19 protein-coding genes are annotated in these 22,780 nt (G+C 60.9%); 10 read left to right on the forward strand and 9 right to left on the reverse strand.

The window, feature by feature from the left end:
* Positions 1 to 13 precede the first annotated feature (13 nt).
* The 3 genes from ACTJLB_RS26420 (at position 14) to ACTJLB_RS26430 (ending at position 2,819) form a co-directional block, all read left to right on the forward strand.
* Positions 14 to 1,039, forward strand: coding sequence for an amidohydrolase family protein (locus ACTJLB_RS26420; protein WP_440785009.1), 1,026 nt, complete (start codon positions 14 to 16; stop codon positions 1,037 to 1,039).
* Between the two features lie 2 nt (positions 1,040 to 1,041).
* Entirely contained in the window at positions 1,042 to 1,725 is a 684-nt protein-coding gene (gene ligK / locus ACTJLB_RS26425; RefSeq protein ID WP_440785010.1) for a 4-carboxy-4-hydroxy-2-oxoadipate aldolase/oxaloacetate decarboxylase, read from the forward strand.
* 191 nt (positions 1,726 to 1,916) lie between these two features.
* Positions 1,917 to 2,819, forward strand: a complete 903-nt coding sequence (locus ACTJLB_RS26430) for a DUF1932 domain-containing protein (RefSeq protein ID WP_440785011.1) — start codon at positions 1,917 to 1,919, stop codon at positions 2,817 to 2,819.
* A gap of 128 nt (positions 2,820 to 2,947) precedes the next feature.
* Here ACTJLB_RS26430 and ACTJLB_RS26435 read toward each other — a convergent pair whose 3' ends face one another.
* Positions 2,948 to 4,636, reverse strand: coding sequence for a hypothetical protein (locus ACTJLB_RS26435; RefSeq protein ID WP_440785012.1), 1,689 nt, complete (start codon positions 4,634 to 4,636; stop codon positions 2,948 to 2,950).
* Between the two features lie 464 nt (positions 4,637 to 5,100).
* Between ACTJLB_RS26435 and ACTJLB_RS26440 the strand changes: the two genes are divergently transcribed.
* Together ACTJLB_RS26440 and ppk2 are read left to right on the forward strand one after the other, a co-directional pair.
* A complete protein-coding gene (locus ACTJLB_RS26440) occupies positions 5,101 to 7,584 on the forward strand; it encodes a two-partner secretion domain-containing protein (RefSeq protein WP_440785013.1) in 2,484 nt (827 codons plus the stop codon).
* Positions 7,585 to 7,923: 339 nt separating this feature from the next.
* On the forward strand, positions 7,924 to 8,739 hold the full coding sequence (gene ppk2, locus ACTJLB_RS26445) for a polyphosphate kinase 2 (protein WP_440785014.1): 816 nt from the start codon (positions 7,924 to 7,926) through the stop codon (positions 8,737 to 8,739).
* Between the two features lie 122 nt (positions 8,740 to 8,861).
* Here ppk2 and ACTJLB_RS26450 read toward each other — a convergent pair whose 3' ends face one another.
* Together ACTJLB_RS26450 and ACTJLB_RS26455 are read right to left on the reverse strand one after the other, a co-directional pair.
* Entirely contained in the window at positions 8,862 to 9,200 is a 339-nt protein-coding gene (locus ACTJLB_RS26450; RefSeq protein WP_392394444.1) for an RT0821/Lpp0805 family surface protein, read from the reverse strand.
* 357 nt (positions 9,201 to 9,557) lie between these two features.
* Complete coding sequence (locus tag ACTJLB_RS26455; RefSeq protein ID WP_440785015.1) at positions 9,558 to 11,351, reverse strand: SulP family inorganic anion transporter; 1,794 nt, start codon at positions 11,349 to 11,351, stop codon at positions 9,558 to 9,560.
* A 399-nt stretch (positions 11,352 to 11,750) separates the two neighbouring features.
* On the opposite strand from ACTJLB_RS26455, the gene ACTJLB_RS26460 reads away from it, so the two are divergent.
* The 3 genes from ACTJLB_RS26460 to ACTJLB_RS26470 all read left to right on the forward strand — a co-directional run bounded on the left by ACTJLB_RS26460 (position 11,751) and on the right by ACTJLB_RS26470 (position 14,486).
* Complete coding sequence (locus ACTJLB_RS26460; RefSeq protein WP_392394728.1) at positions 11,751 to 12,200, forward strand: glycine zipper family protein; 450 nt, start codon at positions 11,751 to 11,753, stop codon at positions 12,198 to 12,200.
* A 99-nt stretch (positions 12,201 to 12,299) separates the two neighbouring features.
* Positions 12,300 to 12,890: a hypothetical protein gene (locus ACTJLB_RS26465; RefSeq protein WP_020068457.1), complete on the forward strand. Its 591-nt coding sequence runs from the start codon at positions 12,300 to 12,302 to the stop codon at positions 12,888 to 12,890.
* 231 nt (positions 12,891 to 13,121) lie between these two features.
* Entirely contained in the window at positions 13,122 to 14,486 is a 1,365-nt protein-coding gene (locus ACTJLB_RS26470) for a sensor histidine kinase (RefSeq protein ID WP_440785016.1), read from the forward strand.
* Positions 14,487 to 14,610: 124 nt separating this feature from the next.
* Here the strand turns inward: ACTJLB_RS26470 and ACTJLB_RS26475 are convergent, their stop codons facing one another.
* The 4 genes from ACTJLB_RS26475 to ACTJLB_RS26490 all read right to left on the reverse strand — a co-directional run bounded on the left by ACTJLB_RS26475 (position 14,611) and on the right by ACTJLB_RS26490 (position 17,947).
* Positions 14,611 to 14,883: a DUF3072 domain-containing protein gene (locus ACTJLB_RS26475; protein ID WP_084690132.1), complete on the reverse strand. Its 273-nt coding sequence runs from the start codon at positions 14,881 to 14,883 to the stop codon at positions 14,611 to 14,613.
* A gap of 190 nt (positions 14,884 to 15,073) precedes the next feature.
* Positions 15,074 to 15,937 (reverse strand): anti-sigma factor family protein, encoded by an 864-nt coding sequence (locus tag ACTJLB_RS26480; RefSeq protein ID WP_440785017.1) that lies wholly within the window; start codon positions 15,935 to 15,937, stop codon positions 15,074 to 15,076.
* 142 nt (positions 15,938 to 16,079) lie between these two features.
* Positions 16,080 to 17,159, reverse strand: a complete 1,080-nt coding sequence (locus ACTJLB_RS26485; protein ID WP_440785018.1) for a catalase family peroxidase — start codon at positions 17,157 to 17,159, stop codon at positions 16,080 to 16,082.
* A gap of 272 nt (positions 17,160 to 17,431) precedes the next feature.
* Positions 17,432 to 17,947 (reverse strand): DUF3455 domain-containing protein, encoded by a 516-nt coding sequence (locus tag ACTJLB_RS26490; RefSeq protein ID WP_087754359.1) that lies wholly within the window; start codon positions 17,945 to 17,947, stop codon positions 17,432 to 17,434.
* A gap of 574 nt (positions 17,948 to 18,521) precedes the next feature.
* Between ACTJLB_RS26490 and ACTJLB_RS26495 the strand changes: the two genes are divergently transcribed.
* A complete protein-coding gene (locus ACTJLB_RS26495) occupies positions 18,522 to 19,985 on the forward strand; it encodes a catalase (protein WP_440785020.1) in 1,464 nt (487 codons plus the stop codon).
* A gap of 91 nt (positions 19,986 to 20,076) precedes the next feature.
* Here the strand turns inward: ACTJLB_RS26495 and ACTJLB_RS26500 are convergent, their stop codons facing one another.
* Together ACTJLB_RS26500 and ACTJLB_RS26505 are read right to left on the reverse strand one after the other, a co-directional pair.
* Complete coding sequence (locus tag ACTJLB_RS26500) at positions 20,077 to 20,451, reverse strand: response regulator transcription factor (protein ID WP_310069515.1); 375 nt, start codon at positions 20,449 to 20,451, stop codon at positions 20,077 to 20,079.
* 22 nt (positions 20,452 to 20,473) lie between these two features.
* Positions 20,474 to 21,979 carry an ATP-binding protein gene (locus tag ACTJLB_RS26505; protein WP_440785021.1) on the reverse strand — a complete coding sequence of 502 codons (1,506 nt, stop codon included), beginning with the start codon at positions 21,977 to 21,979 and terminating at the stop codon, positions 20,474 to 20,476.
* Between the two features lie 491 nt (positions 21,980 to 22,470).
* On the opposite strand from ACTJLB_RS26505, the gene ACTJLB_RS26510 reads away from it, so the two are divergent.
* Entirely contained in the window at positions 22,471 to 22,770 is a 300-nt protein-coding gene (locus ACTJLB_RS26510) for a hypothetical protein (protein ID WP_164701904.1), read from the forward strand.
* Positions 22,771 to 22,780 lie beyond the last annotated feature (10 nt).

A 22,780-nucleotide genomic window follows, 5' to 3' on the forward strand; every position in this document is an offset into this window, starting at 1 on the left:
TCGGAGTACATAGATGATCATCGACATTCACGGTCATTACACGACCGCGCCCAAAGCGCTGGAGGCGTGGCGTAACCGCCAGATCGCCGCGCTGGGCAACCCCACCGACGCGCCCAAGCCGTCCGAGTTGCAGATCAGCGACGACGAGTTGCGCGAGTCGATTGAGACGAACCAGTTGCGCCTGATGCGCGAACGCGGGCTCGACCTCACAGTGTTCAGCCCGCGCGCCAGTTTCATGGCGCATCACATCGGCAACTTCGACGTGTCGAACACGTGGGCCGCGATCTGCAACGAACTGTGCTATCGAGTGAGCCAGTTGTTCCCCGAGCATTTCATTCCCGCCGCGATGCTGCCGCAGAGCCCCGGCGTGGACGTGGCCACCTGCATTCCCGAACTCGTGAAGTGCGTCGAACAGTACGGCAATGTTGCGATCAATCTGAATCCCGATCCGTCGGGCGGCCACTGGACGAGCCCGCCGCTCTCCGATCGCTACTGGTATCCGATCTACGAGAAGATGACCGAATACGACATCCCGGCGATGGTCCACGTGAGCACGAGCTGCAACGCGTGCTTTCACACCACGGGCGCGCACTACCTGAACGCGGACACCACGGCTTTCATGCAGTGCCTCACATCGGACCTGTTCCGCGATTTCCCGACGTTGCGTTTCGTGATTCCCCACGGCGGCGGCGCGGTGCCGTATCACTGGGGACGCTTTCGCGGCCTCGCGCAGGAAATGAAGAAGCCGCTGCTCGAAGAGCATCTGCTCAAGAACATTTTCTTCGACACCTGCGTGTATCACCAGCCGGGCATCGACCTGCTTACAAACGTAATTCCCGTCGACAACATTCTGTTCGCGAGCGAGATGATCGGCGCGGTGCGCGGCATCGACCCGCAAACGGGCCACTACTTCGACGACACGAAGCGCTACGTCGAGGCAGCGGCCATGAATCCGGAACAGCGCCACCAGATCTACGAAGGCAACGCGCGGCGCGTCTATCCGCGCCTCGATGCCGCACTCAAAGCACAAGGACGTTGAACATGTACGAACTCGGAGTGGTTTATCGCAACATCGCGCGTGCGGACTGCAGCGTCGCCGACGGCCTCGGCGCTCTCGGCAGCGCCACCGTTCACGAAGCCATGGGACGCGTGGGTCTGATGAAGCCGTACATGCGCCCGATCTATGCAGGCGCGCCGGTGAGCGGCACCGCCGTCACGGTGCTGCTGCATCCCGGCGACAACTGGATGATGCACGTTGCAGCCGAGCAGATTCAACCCGGCGACATCGTAGTGGCCGCCGTCACAGCCGATTGCACCGACGGCTATTTCGGCGACCTTCTTGCAACGAGCTTCAAGGCGCGCGGCGCACGGGCGCTCATCATCGATGCGGGCGTGCGCGACGTGAGCGTGCTCACTGAAATGGGCTTTCCCGTGTGGAGCAAGGCGATCTCGGCCAAGGGCACCATCAAGGCGACCCTTGGCTCGGTCAACATTCCGGTGATTTGCGCGGGAGCGCTCGTCACACCGGGCGACGTGGTCGTCGCGGATCAGGACGGCGTGGTCGTGGTGCCGTCGGCGAAGGCACAAGACACGCTCGATAAAGCCACCGCACGCGAGGCAAACGAAGGGCAGAAGCGTGAAAAGCTTGCCTCGGGCGTGCTCGGCCTCGACATGTATCAGATGCGCGAGCCGTTGAAACAGTTGGGTTTGCGCTACGTCGACTGAGTATGACGTTGGGCTTTTGCTGGCCCAACGCGGCGAGCGAGCGGTCAATTCTCGCTCCCACGTATTTTCACGGCTCACTTCGCACAGGCTGTTTTCCGCAGTCGACGATGACAGCCTGCCTGTGCTGCTCATGTCATTGCTGACCGGCTTCGCGCTCGTGAAATTCGCGAGGCTTTTTCCGGAGTTCCTGTATGCCTCAGTCATTCGAACAATTCACCGGCCACATCGCGATTATCGGCTTCGGCGAAGTCGGCCCCATCTTTGCGCGCGCATTCACCGAAGCGGGCCATACGGTTCGCGCATTCGACGTCAAGCTGCAAGACGCGGCCACGCGCGGCACAATCATCGAGCGCGGTGAGAAAAGCGGCGCCCAAATCGCTGACGATCTTGCGTCCGCACTGCGCGATGCGCAGCTCGTGTTCTCCGCAGTCACCGCGAGCCAGGCCGAAGCCGTCGCCAGCGCCGCCGCCGCGCATCTCAACGCGGGCCAGGTGTTCATCGACCTCAATTCGGTGTCGCCCGCGGTCAAGCAGCGCAATAGCGTGGCGATTCAGCAAAGCGGCGCCGATTACGTGGAAGCCGCGGTCATGGCGCCCGTGCCGCCGCAAGGCATCCGGGTGCCGATGCTGCTCGGCGGACGCGTCGCCGCGCAAACGGCCGAGCTTCTCAACGGGCTCGGCATGCGCTCCGAAGCAGTGGCAGAGGAAGTCGGGCTCGCGTCGGCAATCAAGCTGTGCCGCAGCATCATGATCAAGGGCATGGAAGCGCTGTGCGTTCAGTCGATGCTTGCCGCGCATCAATTCGACGTGGACGGACGCGTGCTGGCTTCGCTCGCGGCCACTTTTCCGGGTGTGGGCTGGGACAACGGCTACGAAGCGTATCTGATCGGACGAGTGGTCGAGCACGGTCAGCGGCGCTCGGAGGAAATGCGCGAAGCCGCGCTGATGCTGGACGGTCTCGGCATGTCGAGCGCGCTCGCAACCGCCGTGGCTGATGTGCAGGAGCAACTCGCCGCGCGCGCCGCGCCGCTCGTCGATGCAATCGACAAGAAAGGCAGCCTGCCGGAATGGCGGACACTGCTGAAGCCTGCGTAAGCAGTCGCGGTTGGCCTGAAGCTGCCCGCTCGTTGCCCTGCCCTCGCCGCTCTTTTCTTTTAGTGTCGCGGCGCCGGACCGGGCTTTAATCGCTGTCGACAGAGCGAGCCACTCGTCCAGCCCGACGCTCAGTTGTCTGGATGGCTCGCAACAAAACTGACAAACGCGTTGTACGGCAGATTGAGTGTCACGCCGTCTATCATCAGGCCATATGTCGCGTTGCCGCTATCGAGCACGTAGTACATCACCGACTGGACGTTCTTCGTTTTTCTCGCCTGATAGTAGGTCGCATAACGCGAGCTGATGTAATCCGCGCGATAGGCCTGAGTCTTCTCCGGTCCGGTGTTCCACTCCGTGAGCAGAAACGGCGCACCGTACCGCGCTTTACAGTACGCGGGCAGATCGAAGCCGGGGCCGGAGCCGTCCGAGCCGATATCGAAGATGTCGCCGTACACCTCGTAGTTGTGCCACGTCGTGAGGTCCCAGCGTACCGTCGGATAACCGCTTGTGCCGTCCGGCTGCGTCCCGTCCCACAACGCATCGGCCGCGCCGACGTCGGCGACGCAGAAGTTGATTCCACACTTCGCCGTGGCCTGCGCCGATTTCACGCCGTCTATCATGCCGCGCATGACACCGCGCATGATCGGCCAGTTGCCGTTGTTGAAGTCGACGGCCTTCGTCCCTGCATTGGTCGAGTCGAGAATGATCGCGGGATCTCGGGTCAACTCGTTGCCGCACTCGTACATAACCACGCCATACGGCGCGAGCGCGGCAGCGACCGTCGCGCCGCACGAATGTCCCCGGGCGTACGCCACTGACTCGCTTGCAAAGAGCACGTTGCTCCAGTCCCGCACACCGATGTCGATCAGCACGAACAGCGTCAACCCTGCTGCCTGGAAAGCCTGCGCGAGACTGACCACCGCGCCGAGCTGCGTCGGGTCGTCGGTGGCGCCGACGCGATAGGTCGAACATCCCATGTTCGTCATGATCGACACGACTTGCGCGGGCGTGTAGCGATAATCGTAATGCCCGTTGATGCCATGGAACGTGCCGCTAGTAGCCGCCACGGAAATGCGCGGATCGGTACAAGGCAGCCATTGCTCAATGTCGTTGCACACGTAGAACTGGCCGCCCGTTGCCCTGTACCACAGCTTGCCGCCGTACCACAGCAACAGCGAGACATTGGATGTCACGCCGACCGCTGCGTTGTTGCGCAGCACGACACCGTTCACGACGCTCCAGATCGCGCCCACTTTGTCGATGATGTACGACGCGCCGGGGATCGTCGTACCGTCGGCCGAGGTGCCGCCAAGGCGCGGATCGTTGCATGCGAACCAGTTGGAGCCGTTCCAGCCGTAGAACTGGCCGCCGGTTCCCTCGTGATAGATGCCGCCGCCGTACCAGAGCAGCAAAGACACGTTGTACGTATTGCCGGCGCGTACGCTATTCCGGAAGACCGATCCGCCGACGAGCGTCCAGACCGCCGCCTGGTTGTCGGTGATCGACACGGCGGGTGGGACCAACGTGCCGTCCGCCGATGCAGGCGTGCCGTGGTTCGACGCGCCGCCGTTGCTGTTCGACCCCGACGACCCGCCCTTCGAGCCCGTCGACGTCGCGTTGGTCTGCGTGCTCGGGCTCCCTGTTGTCGCCGGCGCTCCGTTGCTGCCTGTGCCGCTCGAACCGGGCGTCGCGCTGCTGGTCACGCCGGCATTGGCTGTGCCCCCGGCACTTCCGCCCGAGCCACCGCCGCAGGCGCTCAACATATAACTGCTGCCGACAGCCGTCAGCAAGCCTAGAAACTCACGTCGTTTAACCATGGCAAGGCAATCCAGCGCCGGGGCGCGCCCAAAAAAATCCGCGATCAGGGGATGTGGGATGCGTGTCCGGGAGGAGCGCCGATTTCCTTCGACATCCTTATCTATGGCGTTCGCGCCAATAAGGGAACGCCACGAGAAATGGGGCTCGGTAATTTCTTCCCGTCGCCTGCTTCAGGCGATGCAACTCATGTCTGGATGTCGGCAATAAATAGCCGCTTGCGTAGGGTGCGTATGCAAAAAAACGTTGAGCGTGACAGGGCATGCCGAGCGGCAGGCATTCGCCACCTGCCGACACATCCGCCAAAAGCGGCATCGTCAGGCGCAAATTGATGTGATTATTACGGCGTGTCAGCCAAGCGGCTGCTAAGCTGATTTCAGCCAGTTACGTCAGACGATGCGTCGTTAGCCAGCCGCGACTGTTTACCGCCGCAGACGAATATCGCACCGATACCGAGGAGGCATCCATGTCGTTTCGGTTACCACTATCACCGGTTGAAAATTCGGCTTGCCGAGTCATTGGCACATCGCATCGCTCGATCGCCATCGCACTCGCACTTACACTCGCACTTGCGGGAGTCTCTTCGGCTACCGTCGCCCTCGCGGGCGGTGTATTACCGCAAAGTGGTCAATTCGTCAGCGGGCAAGGCTCCATTAACGCAAGCGGCAACAACCTGGTCGTGACCCAGCCCGGCTCGACGCGCGGCGTGATCGACTGGCGCAGCTTTTCAATCGGCAAGGACAATGCCGTCACGTTCCAGAACGGCTCGGGCGCAACGCTCAATCGCGTGACGGGCGGCTCGCTCTCCGTAATCCTCGGAAAGCTCAGCGCGACAGGCGACCTCTATCTGATCAATCCGCAAGGAATCGTCGTTGGGCCGTCCGGCGTCGTGAGCACGGGTGGACGCTTTCTCGCATCGACGCTGGATGTCTGCAACTGCGCGTTCATGAACGGCGGCTCGCTGACGTTCTCCGGCGACTCGAATGCGAGCGTCGTCAATCTGGGCAAAATCAGTTCGACTGGCGGCGACGTATTTCTGATCGCCCGGCAGGCTGTCGTCAACGCAGGCACCGTCGAAGCACCGAACGGGACAGCGGAATTCGGTGTAGGCGCAGAACTGTTGCTGCAGGATTCGTCGAGCAGCAAGCAGCTTTTCGTGCAAACCGGCAGCAACGGCACGATTGCGAACGTGGGGCCTTTGCAGGCCGCGCAGATCAACCTCCAGGCCGCGGATGGCAACATTTACGCACTCGCGGGCGGCGGCACACGCACACGCGCAACCGGCACCGCGACACGCGACGGCCACGTCTGGCTGGTCGCCGATGCGGGCGGGGTCACGCAGGGCGGCACGATCTCCGCCTTCAATGCGAATGGCAGCGGCGGCATTGTCGATGCACAGGCACGTGTGCTCTCGTTCGTCCCCGGCGCACAAGTGCTCGCGTCGCAATGGAACGTAACGGCTCCCGCTTTTACGATCGACCAGCCGGCCGCCGGAGCAGTTCGGCGCAGCCTCGACGTGGGGACATCGGTGAACGTAACGACCACGGGCGCGAACGGCGCATCCGGCGATCTAAGCGTCGCTTCGGGCATCAGTTGGCAAGGCCCCGCCGCCCTATCGCTCGCGGCCTACCACGACGTGTCGATTGCTCCCGGCGTCACCCTCAAGAACTCGGGCTCCGGCAATCTGACGTTGCGGGCGGACGCGTCGGGCATCGACAACAGCGGCAGCGTCGTCAATCACGGCACGCTCGACTGGTCCGCGAGTACCGGCATCGTCAGCGCGCTGTACGACATGAACGGCAGTTACAGCCCCGGCACAGTACTTACCAACAGCGCGTGGACGGCCGCGCCATACAGCGGTCTATTGACCCAGGCGACAGCCTATAAACTGATCAATTCGCTGAGCGACCTGCAGCAGATCTCGACGGATCTCGCCGGCAGCTATGCGCTTGGCAAAGACATCGACGCAAGCGCGACCTCGGGCTTCCCGCCTCCGTTCCCGTTTACACCGATCGGCGACGGCGCGACGCCGTTCTCCGGTCAGTTCGATGGCATGGGGCATGCAATCAATGGACTCTCACTGTCGAGCACGGTGCTCGTCACACCCGGCGCCATGACCGGCGGTCCCGATCAGCGCGCAGCCGGCCTGTTCGGTGTGATCGGCGCGGCGGGCGTCGTGCGTCATGTAGACGTGAATGGGAAGATCAATAATCAGCAAGGCTACGGTTCGTACGGCATGCTGGCCGGGTTCAACTACGGACTCGTCACTTACGCACGCACTAGCGGATCCGCTTCCGCGTTTGGAGGCTACAGCTACACCTCCAGCACCGGCGGGCTGATCGGGTACAACTATGGCACGATCACGCGCTCGGGCAGCAACGTGGATGTCTCCGCCGAGGGCACGCTCGGCGGACTGGTCGGAATCAACGCGGGGACGATCCGGCAGTCGTATGCAACGGGCGCAGTGGCCGCGCAGGCGCATACGGGAGGCGGCGGAGGACTGGTCGGCAGCAACTCGGGACTCATCTCGCAGTCATACGCGACCGGACAGGTGTCGTTCCAGCCGAACTATTGCGGCGGCGGAAACGGCTCGCAGTGTTCGGACGGCAGTGCCGCGCTGGTTCAAAGAAACGACGGCACGATCGAGCAGTCGTTCGCCACCGGCAAAGTCGTACAGAACATAAATCCGACGCTCGGCCCGCCTCCGCTCGGCGTTGCAAGCACCAACAACGGCACCATTGCGGGCGACGTTTACTGGGACACTCAGACCACCCTGGCAACCCGCGATGTTTATAGCGGGACGGGCACCTCGGCAGCGAAGGGGTTGACCACGGCACAGATGAGCATGCCGTCGAGCTTCGGTCCCACCTACGACTTCAGCTCCACTGGCGCGTGGGCGATGCCTGCGGGCGCGACGCATCCGGTGTTGCGATGGCAGGTTGCCCAGTAGTTGCTCAGTAGTTGCCCAGTAGATAGCGCCTGTCATTTTCGTGAACCACGATTCGCAAGCGGATTCAGCGCAATGACAAATACGCCCACTAGTGCAAACGCTATTCTGGTTTCGGATCGTCTCATCGCGGTTCCGGTTCGTTAGCTTCACGAACGATCTGGCATGCCCGATGTTCGCGGCGCGTCTTGCTCTATCCTCGCACCCGTCGGGACGTCCCGAGGATAGAACAGGACGACCAGCCGCGCTATTGGACCAAAGGCTCATTGTTTGCCGCGGTGCCGCCGCATACTCTAGTGAATCATCAACCGAGGCTGTGGCGGCGCGCGCGGAGAGATTGCAATGACGAAGCACCAAAGCAAGCAGGACGAGCCAGTCAAGCGTGAGACCTTATCCAACAAGGAATATCTGCGCGAACTCACGCCAATGCAGGTCGAACTGGTGAAGCTGCAGGAATGGGTCGTACAAACCGGGCAAAAGATCTGCATCGTTTTTGAGGGGCGCGACGGCGCCGGCAAGGGCGGCACGATCAAGGCAATCACCGAAAGAGTGAGTCCGCGTGTATTCCGCGTGGTCGCATTGCCCGCACCCACGGACCGCGAGAAAAGCCAGATGTACGTGCAACGCTACCTGCCTCACTTGCCCGCAGCCGGAGAAATCGTGATCTTCGATCGCAGCTGGTACAACCGTGCAGGCGTTGAGCGGGTAATGGGTTTTTGCACCGAAAATGAAGCCGTGAGCTTTCTCAAGGCGGTGCCGCTAGTGGAACGTGCAATCGTTCATTCGGGGATTATTCTGCTTAAATACTGGCTCGAAGTCAGTGAAGAAGAACAGACTCGCCGTCTGCAAGCTCGCATCACCGACGGGCGTAAAGTCTGGAAACTCTCCGGCATGGATTTGAAGTCTTATAGCAGGTGGTACGACTATTCGCGTGCGCGCGACGCAATGTTCGAAGCGTCCGACACCGATTTCGCCCCATGGTTTGTCGCGGTATCCAACGACAAGCGGCGTGCGCGACTCAATATTATTAGCGATCTGCTACAAAAGATTCCCTATAAGGCGATTGCGCGCGAAAAGGTCACCCTACCGGCCCGGCAAAAGCCGAACGGTTACAAGGAGCCCAACTATCCATTCAAATACGTGGCCGAACGATTCTGACCGCGCCGATTGCGTTGCTCTTCTTGCGCATCAAAGCGCGGTGCTGTCACTGAAATTGAACAACTCGCCGGACGCGGCGCGCAGATACCTGCGTATCGTCACGCCCGGGTGCGTTCGATCCGCTATTTCCTGAGTATTTTCCACGGTCCGCTGCCAGTCTTGCAGACAGTTGGTGTCCAACTTTGTGTCTGCCCTTTCGCATTTGCGACGAGCGTCGTGGTGCGGCACGTCCGGTCCCCTTTCGTCGACGTGTCGTGCGGCGTAATGGTGCCATTGATCACAACCGGGTTACCGGTTCCTGCGTTACTCCACGGAACAACCTCGCCGTCTTTCTTTTCCAGCGCCTTTTGCGCGGCGTCGTTGAGCGCCTTGCGATCAGCATCTCTCATGAAGCTGATCGGCGTGTTTTTCAGGAAGTTCAAATTCGAAGCGACACTGCCCGCGCTCACGGCAAGCAGCACAACTCCAGTCAGGCAACGTACGAACAGGTGAGCAAGCGAACGCGGCGGTCGCATCCGGGCAAGTGCGGGGCGCCCGGTTATTGAAGGAGACGGCTCGAAACGCACCGGCTGAAAGAAACAGGCAACCGCAGCCGGAACCGGAGCCGCGGTGATCGCACGAACTCGCGAGTCACCGCTCATCTGTCTGTTCATCTCGTTCTCCTCGTTACCGCCAAACTGCGTTGAGTGGATATCATGTACTGACCTGCTGAAGCGGCACGATCGCGGCACACCAGAATATGCAGCGCCAATTGCCTGTCTCGCTCGAGTGCTTTTTGGCGCCTTTCCCGTTACGAACCGTGGCCGCTCTTGTCCGCTTCAGTCCGGTTTACTCACGACCGTCTTCACCGCTTGTTCCGTGTCGCGCAGGGCCCCTTTCGAGTCTGCCGCACGGCCTGATTCGAATTCGTCTACAACGTCTGCCACCGAATACCGGCGTCCAATCGGACCAACACGTGCCTCCAGATTCTCGGCGCGGAGTATGTCGCGCGCCTCAGCGTGCGCGCCGACTATCCGTAGGTTTATACCTTCGGCTTGCAGTGCGCCATGCAGCGCGGCCAGCATGCGCGCTCCTGAAAGATCGACCACGGGCGACGTCGACAGATCGCATATCACGAGCTTGATCGGCTCGCTAACTTCGTGGACCTTTGCCCATACTGTCTGACGCACGTGCTCGATATTGAAGTACAACAGCGACGCCGCAACCCGAAACACAAGCACATGCGCAATAGATTCGTTGTCGGCATGACGCTGGATATCCGAAAAGCGCCGGGTTCCGCGAATGCGGCCAAGAAGCGCAACATGCGGGCGTGCGGCCCGCCTGATAATCAGCAGCATCGATACGAGAACGGCGACGATCACGCCCTTCAGAATGCCGAGCATCAGAACCGCCGCAAATGCGACAAACGAGACGGCGAACTCATAGCGACTCACGCGCCAGAGATGACGAATCTCTTTCACGTCGACCAGTCCCTTGACCGCGACCATCACAATTGCCGCGAGAACCACGGTCGGCAAGTTCCTGAGCAGTTCGGTCAGAAACATCAGACACAAGGCGATCGTCAACGATGCAAATACGAGCGCCAGCGGTGTTCGTGCACCGGCCTTGTCGTTCACTGAAGACTGGGACAGTCCACCGGCAACCGGATAGCCCTGGAACAGCCCGGCGGCCAGATTCGCCGCACCGAGGCCCAGCAATTCCTGACGGGCGTCGATCTCATAACCATGGGCTTGCGCGAGCGCGCGCGCAGCAGAGACGCTCTCGACGTAAGACAGCAGCAAGCAGGCAAATGCTAGCGAAACGATGCCGTCGACGTCTCGCACGCGCAGCGTCGGCAGATGGAATTCGGGCAGTCCTCGCGGCAAGGCGCCTACCACAGAGAAGCTGTGCGCCGCCAATGAAGTAACGGAAACAATAATGGTCGACACGATAACGACCGCGAGGGCAACCGGCCTGCCCGGCAGGTATTTTTCGCCCAACACTAGAACGGCGATGCAGACGAGACCGAAAATCAGCACCGTCAGCGAAGTAGTTGGGGTCTGCCCACCGAGAACAATGAGACGTTCGAAAAATGACTCACCCCCTCCTTTCGTGCCCAAAAGTTTCGGAAGCTGGGTCAACGCGATGGTTAGCGCAGCGCCCGCCTTGAAGCCCACAAGTATTGTTTCGCTGATGAAGTTGACAAGCGAACTCAGACGCAGCAACCACGCAATGCAGCACATGCCTGCAATCAATAAGGCAGTCAACGCGGCGATCGACGCCCAGCGGGCGGGATCGCCGTCCGCCATGCCTGCAATGGTGAGACCAACCAGCATCGAAATAGCCGACGTCGGGCCGATGGCGAGTTGCCGCGACGACCCGAAAAGCGCGTAGCACACGCCGCCCACGAGATAGCAATAGATGCCGTATTGCGGCGGCAAGCCGGCAAGCGACGCATAAGCCAATGACACAGGAATGCCATACGCGGCTAACGTGACGCCGGCAATCGCGTCCTTCTTTAGCCACTTTGGCTGATAGGAAGCGAGCCATTGTGCAGGCGGAAAGACCGAGCGCCAACCGCTGGGCGCGGCCGCATCCGTCGCCCGGCCAGCGGCGCGCACTTTATTGGTCACGAACGTTTTCCTCCAGTGCGTGAGCCGGCGAGCAGCACGTCTCACGCAACTGAGAAAGCTGCATTAGCGCTACTGGCAGCGCGCATGACCGTACTCACAATCAAGCGTAAGCCGCTGATCGAAGACCTGGAATCGGACTTTGGTCCTAAGCGAATTGCGCGTTCTGCTACCTGACATTGCGGTCACGGTGGCCGCGTGCAAATGGGGCGTAAATGCAACATCACGGCGAATGCATGACCAGAGGCTGATGGGCGGGCCGATGTGGCGTCGAAACCTGGCCGAATAGGACCATGGTCTCATTGTGTGCGCCGGCATCTGAACGCAATCATCAGGAGACGCGCCGCTACCGGCACATAGCCCGACAGAGGAGGTGCTGTGAACACACTAAGGAAGTGCTCCGTGTACGGTTTCGCCGTTTGCATACTACTAGGCTCCGGCGCGCCGCAGGCCAAACCGATTGCCTATCCAGCCAAAGGACAAAGCGCCCAGAAGCAGCAGGAGGACGACGGTGCCTGCTATTCCTGGGCGAAGAACAACACGGGTGTCGACCCCACTGCGGTCGCCAACGCTCCGCCGCCGCCATCGGGCCCCGCAGTGGGCGGTGGCGAGCGCGTTCAGGGTGCCGCGCGGGGCGCCGCCGGTGGCGCAGTGATCGGTGCGATTGGCGGAGATGCCGGGAAAGGCGCGGCCGTCGGCGCAGCGGCGGGCACCATGGTCGGCGGTGCCAGAGCGCGGCAAAACAGGCGCGCAGCGCAGGCTTCCGGCCAGGCGCAATCTCAAGGCGCCATGGATACGTTCAACCGCGCATATGCCGCATGTATGGAAGGGCGAGGCTACACCATCAAATGAACAGCGCCTGGTGATCGCGCTGCGCACATGCCTGTGCGTGACGCCGTCGCCGCGCGATTCGCGCGGCGGCCCCCGGTCGGACACTCGAGGAGATCAGCAATGAACACCACAAAGCTCGTAATCGTCGCGCTGGCTGCGGCCTTTTCACATGGAGTACTCGCCGATACGACGCCGAAGTACGACGTGACGAGAGAGCCGGGCAAGGTTTCCGTGACTGGAACAGTCAAGACAAAATCGACCATCGTCGGCATTGAAGCCGATACCCGGACTGTATGGCTAAAAGACTCCAAAGGGAAGATCGTGCAAGTCACAGTTGGAGAAGAAGCGAAGAACTTCGACCAGTTGAAGCTCGGCGATACGGTCGCAGCCGAGTACACGCAAGCACTCACCTTGAGCCTGAAGAAGAGCACCGGACCCGCGACAGTCAGCCAGAGTGAAACGCTCAACCGCGCACCAGAAGGCGCAAAACCCGGAGGCTCGGCCGCCCGTGCAATCACGGTGATGGCCAATGTGGTCGCCCTGAACCCGCAGACCAGAACGGTGACGCTGAAGGGTCCGCAGGGCAATTCGGTCGACATCGTGGTAGAAGATCCTGAACAGTTCAAGCGCGTCAAGAAAGGGGATCAGGTAGAAGTCGTCTACAACGAAGCCGTCGCCATATCGGTGGAGCCGCAGCAGATCAGCAAATAAGGCTGGCCGAAAGTCACGAGAACGAATGTGCGCGCTCCGCCGTGTTGCGGAGCTGCGTGCGCTGATTGATCGAGCGGACCGGACAGGTCTGGATTCGGCAACGTCGAGAATTTATTTCGGATTACCGATAGAAATAAGAATCGACGCCTCTCACTGTTATTCGTGCATCGGAAAAGCCTCTCCTGAACCCCGACAGGTCGGACATGTGCGCGAACATTGTCCGCTCACGACATGGTGCGCGCGCTGACTACTGCGCAGCGACGATCCCGTTTGCCTTTGCATCAACAGCATGACCCGCACGCCGCGTCAGGCGGCATTCATGACTACGTCAATCGGGCCCACCTGTGCAAAGTGCTAGGATGCATTATCGGGCTTACAAACGACGGTACGCATATGGCGCATTACGCACGCAAAGCAACGTTGGCGGCATCCATCGACGAGCTTCGGCCCGCACCCGGCGAGACGGCTGCGCTCACCGACGTTTTGCGCCATTGGCGAGCCTTTGCGAGAATGACAGAGGCGTTGCAAGACGATGCCCCTCTCGCAACCATCCTCGACGAGGCGGCCAAATGCGCCGCCCTCGGCTGCAATGCGCCAATGTCAAAGGTGCTCGAAGTCGAAGGAGACGGCGACACGCTGGTCGTCAGGGGACAATACGGCATGGGCGCAGACGTGATTGGCCGATCTGCGGGGGCCGTCCAAGCATGGAATCCAGCCGGCGAGGCACTCACCAATGCGAAGCCGGTGGTCGAGCCAGACGTTCGGCTACGTCCCCAGGATAAGGTCCCGGCCATTCTCATCGAGCACCAGGTCGTCACGTCCGTCAACCTTCCTCTTATCAATCGCAGCGGCGCCTACGGGATTCTCGAGGTGGACTTTCGCGAGCCGACGCACATCGGGGCATTGGAGATGTCGTTTCTCGCGTCGGTGGCGAGCGCACTTTCGGAGAGTATCGAGAAGTACCGGACGCGCTCCATGCTCACCGCCGATCGCGATGCCAAGGTAGACCTGTTAAGGGAGCAGCAGCACCGCATACGTAACAACTTTCAGCTCATCGTTGCAATGCTTCAACGCAATGGCGCGCTAGCCAAAGATCCGCATGTGCGCGATAGCTTCAAGCAAGTCGAGCGCCGCGTCTTCGCCATGGCTTCGCTGTACAACCATCTGCTGGGGCTAGGCGATCATGGCGAACTGGTCGATCTCGGGCGATACCTTGCGTCGATGGCCGACAGCTTCCACGACTTTTACGGCTTGCGCGAGAGCGGTATCACGCTTGAGATCAATCTCGTATCGGGCATCTCCGTGACTCTGGACACGTGTACCGCAATCGGAACGGTGGTGAACGAACTCGTTGCGAACGCGGTAGAACATGCTTTCGCCGGGACTTCCGGGCAGCTGACAATAAGTTTGACGCGAAACCCGTCGGGCGGATACACAATCTGCGTAGCCGATAATGGACGCGGCTTGCTCCCGAGCGCTCTTGAACACATCGGCCTGCGTACGAGTCGCAGGATACTGTCGAGCATCGGCGGGCAACTTCACCACCGCTCGCAACCCGCTCCCGGAACTGCGTGGGATTTAACGCTTCCGGAATAGGTGCTAACTGCAGGCGCATTGGTAAATATGCCGGTCACGCGGACGGCGCTGCAGCGAGCGGTCTCACTGCACTGGGCTTACTCCACGCGCGCGCCGCACCGTATGAATGGCGAAGAATGCCCGATCAGGCCTTTCCGCGGCCGGTCTTGCCCTGAAGTTCGTCAATGCGTCGAGACGCTTCTGCCTTCGTCAGCGAGCCGTCGAACGGCTCTTTTGCTTCTTCACACAGCGTCTTCAAGTACGAGGCTTGAGCGCCCGTCATCGGTTCTTCGCCCGTGACCCAGTCGTCCGGATCTTTCTCGGCATTGGACGTGGGATGCACCTTCGGATTGTCGTCGCCAGACCCGGCGTTCAACGTCGATTCATCTTCCGTTTGTGCGATTTTCTTTTCCGTCATATTGAATTGCTCCGTCATGTTGCGCGACGCCGACGTGGCCCGCCTGCAATCGCGACCGTCGTAACGGTCTCAAGACCTGAGCAATTCGCATGCCTTTTAGAGTGGCCGCAGCATTTTTGACGACGCGGCGCGGGTCGCGCGTCATGCCGCGACGGCTCCCCGAAACGCAGGCTGCGCGAACGCGGCAGCGTCAGCCGCGCGCCGCACGGTCAGCTGCGAGTGCGGAGAATATTTCGTCGAGGTTGGCGTTTGCGATCTGCCGAGCGATGGTCGGCAAGTCGCCCGAGTCAGGCGTGCCGATTAACGCATACGCAAGTTCATTCTGCCGCCAGGACACGACAGTCATGCCGTCTACCTTCTTCTGCGCGATCGACTCGTCGGGCCGCGAATCCTTGATTACGCAAAGGGCGACGGGCACGCCGCGCTCGGGCAGGTACACAATCTGCACAAGCGGCTTGCCGTCATAACGCAAACGCTCAACCGACTTGAACGCCAATCCTGCCGGCCGCAAATCCGGAACGCGCAAGCGAATGCCATCGACGTTGCGGATTGCGTCGATCTTGTCGACCGCCGCCGTTCGATCCGGCGCGACACTCTCAACGGTCTCGCGCGTGTACATCCGCTGATAATCCGCGGCGACGCTAACCCACGACCGCCTGTCGACGCTCGCAGTCGTCGCCGCGCCGTTGCTGAACGCGCCCGGCAGGCGCGCGTTCAATTGTTGTACGAGGCCCACGCAGAACGCTCCAGCAACGAAAGCCGCGGCAAGCCACAAAAGGCTTGGAGAGCGTCGTGCCGGCTGTCTCGCCGCGAAACCGGTTCTTTCTTGTGCGGCACTCGCCATTGCCTCGACGCGTCGCCGAAGTTCATCCGGCACCGGTGGCAGCTTCTGCCTCGCGAATGCCTCCCGATAAGGAAGCCGCGACGCACGCAGCAATTCCACGGTGCGTCTCAGATCGACCGATTCGGCCAGCGCCTGCTCGACCGATGCAGCATCGGCAGCGCTCAGTTCGCCGTCGGCATATGCGATCAGTAGGCTGTCGTCGAGCTTCATTGGACGGTACGCAAAGGGAGGAAATGAGGATTGAGCAGGCTTGGGCTCGCGAAACTTACGTTTCCAAGCGGACATCTATGATAACCGCAGCAGGAAGGCCCATTGATCACGACCGTTAAGGCATAGATACACTCATGCAAAATCAATGCGCGCCCGCATGCGCTGCCGACTCTTCCTTCATGCGGCGGCCAAACGACTCTGCATACGTAGCCGAGCGCGCTGCAAGCAGCGGATCCGACGACGGCGCAATGCCGTTGGGCAGGATCGTCGGGTCGAAAATGATATCGCGGCACGGGCCGTCTATCTGCGCTTGCGCTCGATCGATCACGAGAGTGCCCACGTCGATTCGCATTCGATCCGGCGACTGCGCCCATTGCCGTGTGGAGTCGTCGGTCGTGTCACCCGGCAAAGCGACGTTCAGCATCAGGTGCCAGCGCAACGGACCGCTGCGCAGATGCTTCATCAGATCGTACGCGAGGAAGTCGGGATCGCGCAGACGACCTGCATCCGCGGGACGATATGGGTTTTCCGGCACCACGTCCCAACGCACGAAGCGGTGCACGCCCTCTCCATTTACAGCCTCGAACGCGCTAATGCCGTAGTACGTCGCGTTGTCATAGCCTGACGAGGGCGGATGCCGGTCGAGATACCGGCCGAACGCGCGGGCCTCCGGATGGCTATCGAGAAACGCCTGCATCTTCGCAGGGTTAGCACGGCCCGTCCCCGGATCGCGCGCATCCGCCTCAAGCTGCTCGAACAAAGCCTGAGGCGTGCGTACGGCGAATACAGGGACTGAATTCATCGCAAGACGCCATTCTTCGCCGTGCGGCAGCAGGACGCGCAGCGCGAAACTGCGCACCTGGGCGGCGCCATCGCTCTGCCCGGGATCGCTGCCAGGTATCGATAGCCGACCGACGACTGGATACTGGCCGTGCGCGAACACGCTCGCGCGCGACAGTAGTGTCCCTGCCCCGTCGCTCACGAAATGCCCCGTCACGCAAACGCCCTTCGCGTGATTGCGCCGAAAACCGGGATGCGGTGTAGATGTCGCCTGGAATGCATCGACGATGCGCGCCGGGGCGAGCCGCGGTGAAAACCATCCGGCGCACCAGACGAACAGCACAGCGAGTGTCGCCGGTATGGCGAGTACGGCGAACCAGCGCAATGCATACAGGACATGCCGGTGGCGGTGCCGCCACTCGTGCAAGCGATCATCGTTCATTGGCATCGGAGAGTGCCCGAAGCCGCGGCATCATGCCCGGTAGTGAAACGGGCAAACCCTCGACATCTGCTGTTGACATGATTGACTGGCGAAAAGCTGAGGCCCGCCGGACGGCGCGCGAACCGCAAACTGCGCGCTTATTGCCAGCAGACGAAAGTTCGCGGATTGTACAGCGTAGGCCAGAGGTTCGCCCACGGCCGCAGCGCACCTCGCGCCGTGTTTCCGTTATGCGGTACGGCACCATTAGCTACGTTGCAGAGCCTCGCCACGCGCTACTTATAGAACACATACTCGGCTAGATAAGGCGAGCTACCAGCCTCACCCGCCGCCGAACACGGCGCGGCAGGCGCCACGCCACCCACGGTCTTGACGCGCTGCACGTACCGCACCGTGGACAGCGTGCCGCTTCCCGCCGTGCTATGCGTTTCCAGCAGGAGTTGCGGCACGCTCGCTTTCGTATCGCTCGGCAACTGTGCGATTGCATGCCCAACGATGCGGCTACCGTCGCTCGCTTGCCATGAAGGCCCCGCTGCGTGATTGACTACGGCGTGGCCACTCGTGTCGTATAGCGTCGCCAGCGGGCTTTTGAATACCCATTGCAGACGATGCTGCGCGTCGAACTCGCACGTGTACGTCTGCACTCCCGATGCAGTCAACGCCATGAGACGCTCGCCGGCTGGGGGATCGATGGAAGACGACGAACGGCTTGCAGGCGTCGACGCGCAGGCGGCCAGTGTCAGCACACCCACAAATGTCACGCCGCCCCATTGCAGAACTTTTCTGAACATGGATCTTCCTCGAACAAACGCCAGGACGCTCGCACCGCGGCAAATGCAAGGTGAATCCGGCTCACTCGCGCTGAACACTCGCAGAGCCGGATGCTCCGCTTAAACAGAGCGGAACGGTCGCTCCAACTTGCCGATCATGACCGTCCATTCATAACAGTCGACGCAGCACGACTATTCCACAGCACGCTGAAATTCCGCAAACGGACGATCTATAAACTTGTTGTCATGCAATGGAATAAAACTGTCGCCTCAGGTGTCGCGCCGAGCAATACCGCTCGCCGGTGCCTCCCGGAAAATCGGATCGGACCTAGCGAACATGTTGAAAGCGATTCATATTGGTATCCTTCAACACCGACCGTCTTGCACATGATTCATGCCTCGCCCCAAAAACAGCACGGGTGTGCACGCCGCGCTATCAGGCGAGCGCTAAGATTGCAGCCGTAGTACCCGCGCGGCGGACCTTTCGCGTGGGCTTGTCAAGCCGTTCGAACCGGCGGCAGCCGTTCTGCATAACGCCGCGGTACGTCATGGCCCCCGCATTCAGGAGTTTTTCTTCCATCATTGGAGGTAGTAAGTGAAGAAGCTAACGACTGCTTTTGGCGCACCTGTTGTAGACAATCAGAATGTTCAAACAGCCGGGCCGCGCGGCCCCGCATTGCTTCAAGACGTGTGGTTCCTCGAAAAGCTCGCGCATTTCGACCGCGAAGTGATTCCCGAGCGGCGTATGCACGCCAAGGGGTCGGGCGCATATGGCACCTTCACTGTTACGCATGACATCACCAGATATACACGCGCGAAGATCTTCTCGCAGATCGGCAAGAAGACCGACCTGTTCGCGCGTTTTTCAACGGTTGCCGGCGAGCGCGGTGCCGCCGATGCCGAACGCGATATTCGCGGCTTTGCAGTGAAGTTCTATACCGAAGAAGGCAACTGGGATCTGGTCGGCAACAATACGCCGGTTTTCTTCTTGCGCGATCCGCTCAAGTTCCCCGACCTGAATCACGCGATCAAACGCGATCCGCGTTCGGGCCTGCGCAGCGCCGAAAGCAATTGGGACTTCTGGACGCAATTGCCCGAAGCGCTGCATCAGATCACGATCGTGATGAGCGACCGGGGCATTCCCAAGTCATTCCGACATATGCACGGCTTCGGCAGCCACACGTTCAGCTTCATTAACGCGGACAAGGAACGCTTCTGGGTCAAGTTTCATCTGTACACACAACAAGGCATCCAGAACCTGACCGACGCCGAAGCGACCGCCCTTGTGGGCGTGGATCGGGAAAGCTCGCATCGCGACCTGTACGAAGCAATAGAGCGCAATGAACACCCGAAGTGGACAATGTTCGTGCAGGTCATGCCCGAGCAGGACGCCGCAAAGACGTCATTCAACCCGTTCGATCTCACCAAGGTCTGGTCGAAAAAAGAGTATCCGCTGATCGAAGTGGGCGTGATGGAATTGAACCGCAATGCGGACAATCATTTCGCCGAAGTCGAACAGTCCGCGTTCAACCCCGCGAACGTCGTTCCGGGCATCAGCTTTTCTCCGGACAAGATGCTGCAAGGCCGCCTGTTCTCATACGGCGACGCGCAGCGCTATCGGCTCGGCGTGAATCACAGCCTGATTCCTGTCAATGCGCCGAGGTGTCCGACACACAGCTACCATCGCGATGGATTGATGCGTGTGGACAACAACATGGGCGGCACGACGCCGTACAACCCGAATACGCGCGGCGAATGGCTCGATCAGCCGGATTTCAGCGAGCCGCCGCTTTCGCTCGAAGGAGCGGCGGATCACTGGAACCATCGGGTCGACGAAGACTACTTCTCGCAGCCAGGCGCGCTTTTCCGTCTGATGTCGCCGGAGCAGAAGCAGGCGCTCTTCGACAACACTGCACGCGCGATGGCGGGCGTGTCAGACCCGATTCAAAAGCTGCACATCGAGCACTGCACGAAAGCCGATCCGGCTTACGGTCAGGGAGTCGCGGCTGCTATCGAGTCGGCAAGCAGAGCGAGTCCGACGCCTAATCGCGGGTTGTGACGTAACGTCACGCTAACTAGCAGTCGGCCAACCGGTTGTTATGCGATCGCTGCGAGCCTTTACGAAAAGCTCGCAGCGATCGATGATGGAATCAAGCCTCGTCATGCTTCCGCGCAATGGCAAGCTCGATCGAATCGAGCAGCACTTCCTCAGCGAAGGGCTTTCGAAGAAATCCCACCGCACCGTCGCGCATAGCCCGTTCGACCGTCTGCCCGTCGCCATGCGCCGACATGAATACCACGGGTATTGAGCGGTGGTCCGCATTCAATCGACGTTGGACTTCCAGTCCCGGCATGCCGCGCATCCTGACGTCCAGCAATACGCAAAGTGCATCGTCAATCAGCGGCGACGCGAGAAACTCCTCGCCGGAAGAGAAAGCCAACGTGCTGTAACCCACGGCTTTAAGAAGATTGCCGACGCCGCTCCGTATGGAGGCGTCATCGTCAACGATGCACACAAAACTCATAGCTGCCACCACTCCAATGCCGTTACCAAAAGGCCACGGCTTCAACCACAGTCAGACTGCGTCGTGCGACCACACCCAAGCCGCGCTCGGGCACGGTTTCCGATTTCGCGAGAAACGCCGCCTTGCGCGACAACGCCTCGTTCGCCTCCCGGGATGCGTACAGCTTGCGCAGCGCGTATTCCCGGGTACTTTCGAGCAAAAAATATTCCTTCGTGTTGCTGCCGCCAGTGGTACTCACGAAGCTCTTCGACGCGAGGCCGACGATCGCTTCCGTGACCTCGTTGCACGACAGTTGACCGAAGGCGGCGACAGCGCATGCCGCTTCCAGAGAAAAACGCGCTGGAAATACACCGAGCCGTTGCAACACGAGTTTCTCGAAGTCACTCAGCAATTCATGACCCCAATCGAGCGATGCCTCCAGGGTCTGCTGACGGCGCGGAGCGGTACGGCGCCCACCGGTCAGAAACTGGAACCGGTCGTCGAGTTCGAATATGAGCCTGCCGATGCCGAACACTGCTGCGCGCGCCGCCGCCAGTTCGATAGCGAGCGGTACGCCGTCGAGCCGACGGCAGATCGTAGCGATCATCTCGAGACTGCAACGGTCGCTGATTGCGGCGGCATTGAACGCGCCCAATTGCGCAAGGAAGAGCTTCACCGAACTGCATGCGAGGATGGCGTGCAGTCCCGCCCCTACTGCGGGCGTCTCCATTGGATCGACCCAATGCGTAATTTCGCCTCTCGTTCGGAGCGGCTCGCGACTGGTCGCAAGAAGCCGCACATCGGCGCTTGCCTGCACCAGTACGTCACAAACGGTCGCTGCCGACTCAATGACATGCTCGCAGTTATCCAGCAGAACGAGCAGCTTGCGGCCCTGGACGGCCGCAGCCAGATCTTTCAACTCAGGAGCGTCGCCATTGACGGCTGCTATACCCAACGCTTCTGCCACCCTGCTGACGATGCTCTGCGCCCTTGCGACCGATGCCAAAGGCACGAAACACACTTCCATGCCAGCCGCATCCGCGATTGACCGCGCGACTGCGATACCCAGTTGCGTCTTGCCGATGCCGCCCGGGCCCACCAGCGTAACGATAGGCCCCGCAGTAAGCGCCCGCGCGAGTTCCGCGGTCGTGCTGTCGCGGCCAATCAAAGGCCCGTGCATCGCCGGCAAACTGTTGAGACGACCGGCCTCAACGCGAGGCGTCGGCGCAGACGCGGGCACTTCCACAGATTCGTCTGTCTCGACCGCGAGGGTCAGGCGATAACCTCTTCCGGGAATCGTGCGGATAGCCTGCCTGTCTTCGCCGAAAATCTTGCGCAAGGCGGACAGTTGCACATGGATGTTATTTTCCCCAACCACCGACTTCGACCACACGTGCTCGAAGATCTCGTCTTTCGTAACGGTTGCGCCGCGGGCCCGGATCAGCAGTTCGAGGATGCCGAACGCGCGCGCTCCCAGCGGTACCAATTCTGCACCGAGATAGACCTCGCGCATTTCCAGCGACACTGTTATTCGACCGATTTTGATCATGCGGGATTCACGTCTGGTTGATTAGCGGGACGGCGAAGCCATAACTTTCATAGCTTTCGCAACCTTGCCCACGAGGCCGTGACGAGGCCAGCGCCGGTTAAGTCATGGTAATGGGAGGCGTCAGCCGAAACCACTATCCATAGGGATACGGCAGTCACCGCTTCGGCAGGCTGCCGCATCCTTCCCGCTGCCCGACTGCGCGCCACGGGCTCTTTCACGTGGCTCGTCATGGTTTACGCGCGCTTACTCACACCTTCGTATGAGACCGTCATTCTTGCGGATGCTCGACGCGAGTGGTGGCCGCGCGAAACAGAAAGCCGGCGCCACGCATCGGCCGCCCACGTGCAAATAAACAATTGGCCGTGCAGGAACGAAAGCCCGCATGTGCGACGGTCGACATACTGGCCGCCATCATCCGACTTGCTGCTCTGGCCACACGGCCTGTTGCGGCTTCCTTTTGGGGAGAACACGACATGGCCGCGCGCAGAGCAATGCAATTTCGTCCCGGCTATCGCCTTGCAGCCGTTGCGGCGGGCCTTCTGATTTCGGCGTGGTGTGTCACGACTAGCCACTGCGCACCGGACTTGCGCAAAGCGCTCGAACAGACCGACCGCGACACCCGGCTGCCACTCGAACGCATCGCGCTCGAAGCCGCCGGATCGGACACACCGCAACGAGCGTCCGTGATGCAGGCGCATTCCCCTTTTGCAACATCGGGATCGTTGGCCGCTTCGAGCCGCCTGCCAGTCGCGTGCGACGCAGGCAAGCGGGAGACTGGCGTGCGAATCTGAAACGGACGGG

The sequence above is a fragment of the Paraburkholderia sp. 22098 genome (genome assembly GCF_052045935.1).
GTDB lineage: Bacteria > Pseudomonadota > Gammaproteobacteria > Burkholderiales > Burkholderiaceae > Paraburkholderia > Paraburkholderia caledonica.

What these genes read in the sequence shown, in the direction of transcription:
- ppk2 (WP_440785014.1), top strand. Translation starts at nt 7,924, where the DNA reads ATGACGAAGCACCAAAGCAAGCAGGACGAGCCAGTCAAGCGTGAGACC.
- ACTJLB_RS26505 (WP_440785021.1), bottom strand. Translation starts at nt 21,979, where the DNA reads ATGATCAAAATCGGTCGAATAACAGTGTCGCTGGAAATGCGCGAGGTC.
- ACTJLB_RS26490 (WP_087754359.1), bottom strand. Translation starts at nt 17,947, where the DNA reads ATGTTCAGAAAAGTTCTGCAATGGGGCGGCGTGACATTTGTGGGTGTG.
- ACTJLB_RS26480 (WP_440785017.1), bottom strand. Translation starts at nt 15,937, where the DNA reads ATGAAGCTCGACGACAGCCTACTGATCGCATATGCCGACGGCGAACTG.
- ligK (WP_440785010.1), top strand. Translation starts at nt 1,042, where the DNA reads ATGTACGAACTCGGAGTGGTTTATCGCAACATCGCGCGTGCGGACTGC.
- ACTJLB_RS26465 (WP_020068457.1), top strand. Translation starts at nt 12,300, where the DNA reads ATGAACACCACAAAGCTCGTAATCGTCGCGCTGGCTGCGGCCTTTTCA.
- ACTJLB_RS26470 (WP_440785016.1), top strand. Translation starts at nt 13,122, where the DNA reads ATGGTGCGCGCGCTGACTACTGCGCAGCGACGATCCCGTTTGCCTTTG.
- ACTJLB_RS26440 (WP_440785013.1), top strand. Translation starts at nt 5,101, where the DNA reads ATGTCGTTTCGGTTACCACTATCACCGGTTGAAAATTCGGCTTGCCGA.
- ACTJLB_RS26510 (WP_164701904.1), top strand. Translation starts at nt 22,471, where the DNA reads ATGCAATTTCGTCCCGGCTATCGCCTTGCAGCCGTTGCGGCGGGCCTT.
- ACTJLB_RS26500 (WP_310069515.1), bottom strand. Translation starts at nt 20,451, where the DNA reads ATGAGTTTTGTGTGCATCGTTGACGATGACGCCTCCATACGGAGCGGC.
- ACTJLB_RS26435 (WP_440785012.1), bottom strand. Translation starts at nt 4,636, where the DNA reads ATGGTTAAACGACGTGAGTTTCTAGGCTTGCTGACGGCTGTCGGCAGC.
- ACTJLB_RS26485 (WP_440785018.1), bottom strand. Translation starts at nt 17,159, where the DNA reads ATGAACGATGATCGCTTGCACGAGTGGCGGCACCGCCACCGGCATGTC.
- ACTJLB_RS26475 (WP_084690132.1), bottom strand. Translation starts at nt 14,883, where the DNA reads ATGACGGAAAAGAAAATCGCACAAACGGAAGATGAATCGACGTTGAAC.
- ACTJLB_RS26430 (WP_440785011.1), top strand. Translation starts at nt 1,917, where the DNA reads ATGCCTCAGTCATTCGAACAATTCACCGGCCACATCGCGATTATCGGC.
- ACTJLB_RS26420 (WP_440785009.1), top strand. Translation starts at nt 14, where the DNA reads ATGATCATCGACATTCACGGTCATTACACGACCGCGCCCAAAGCGCTG.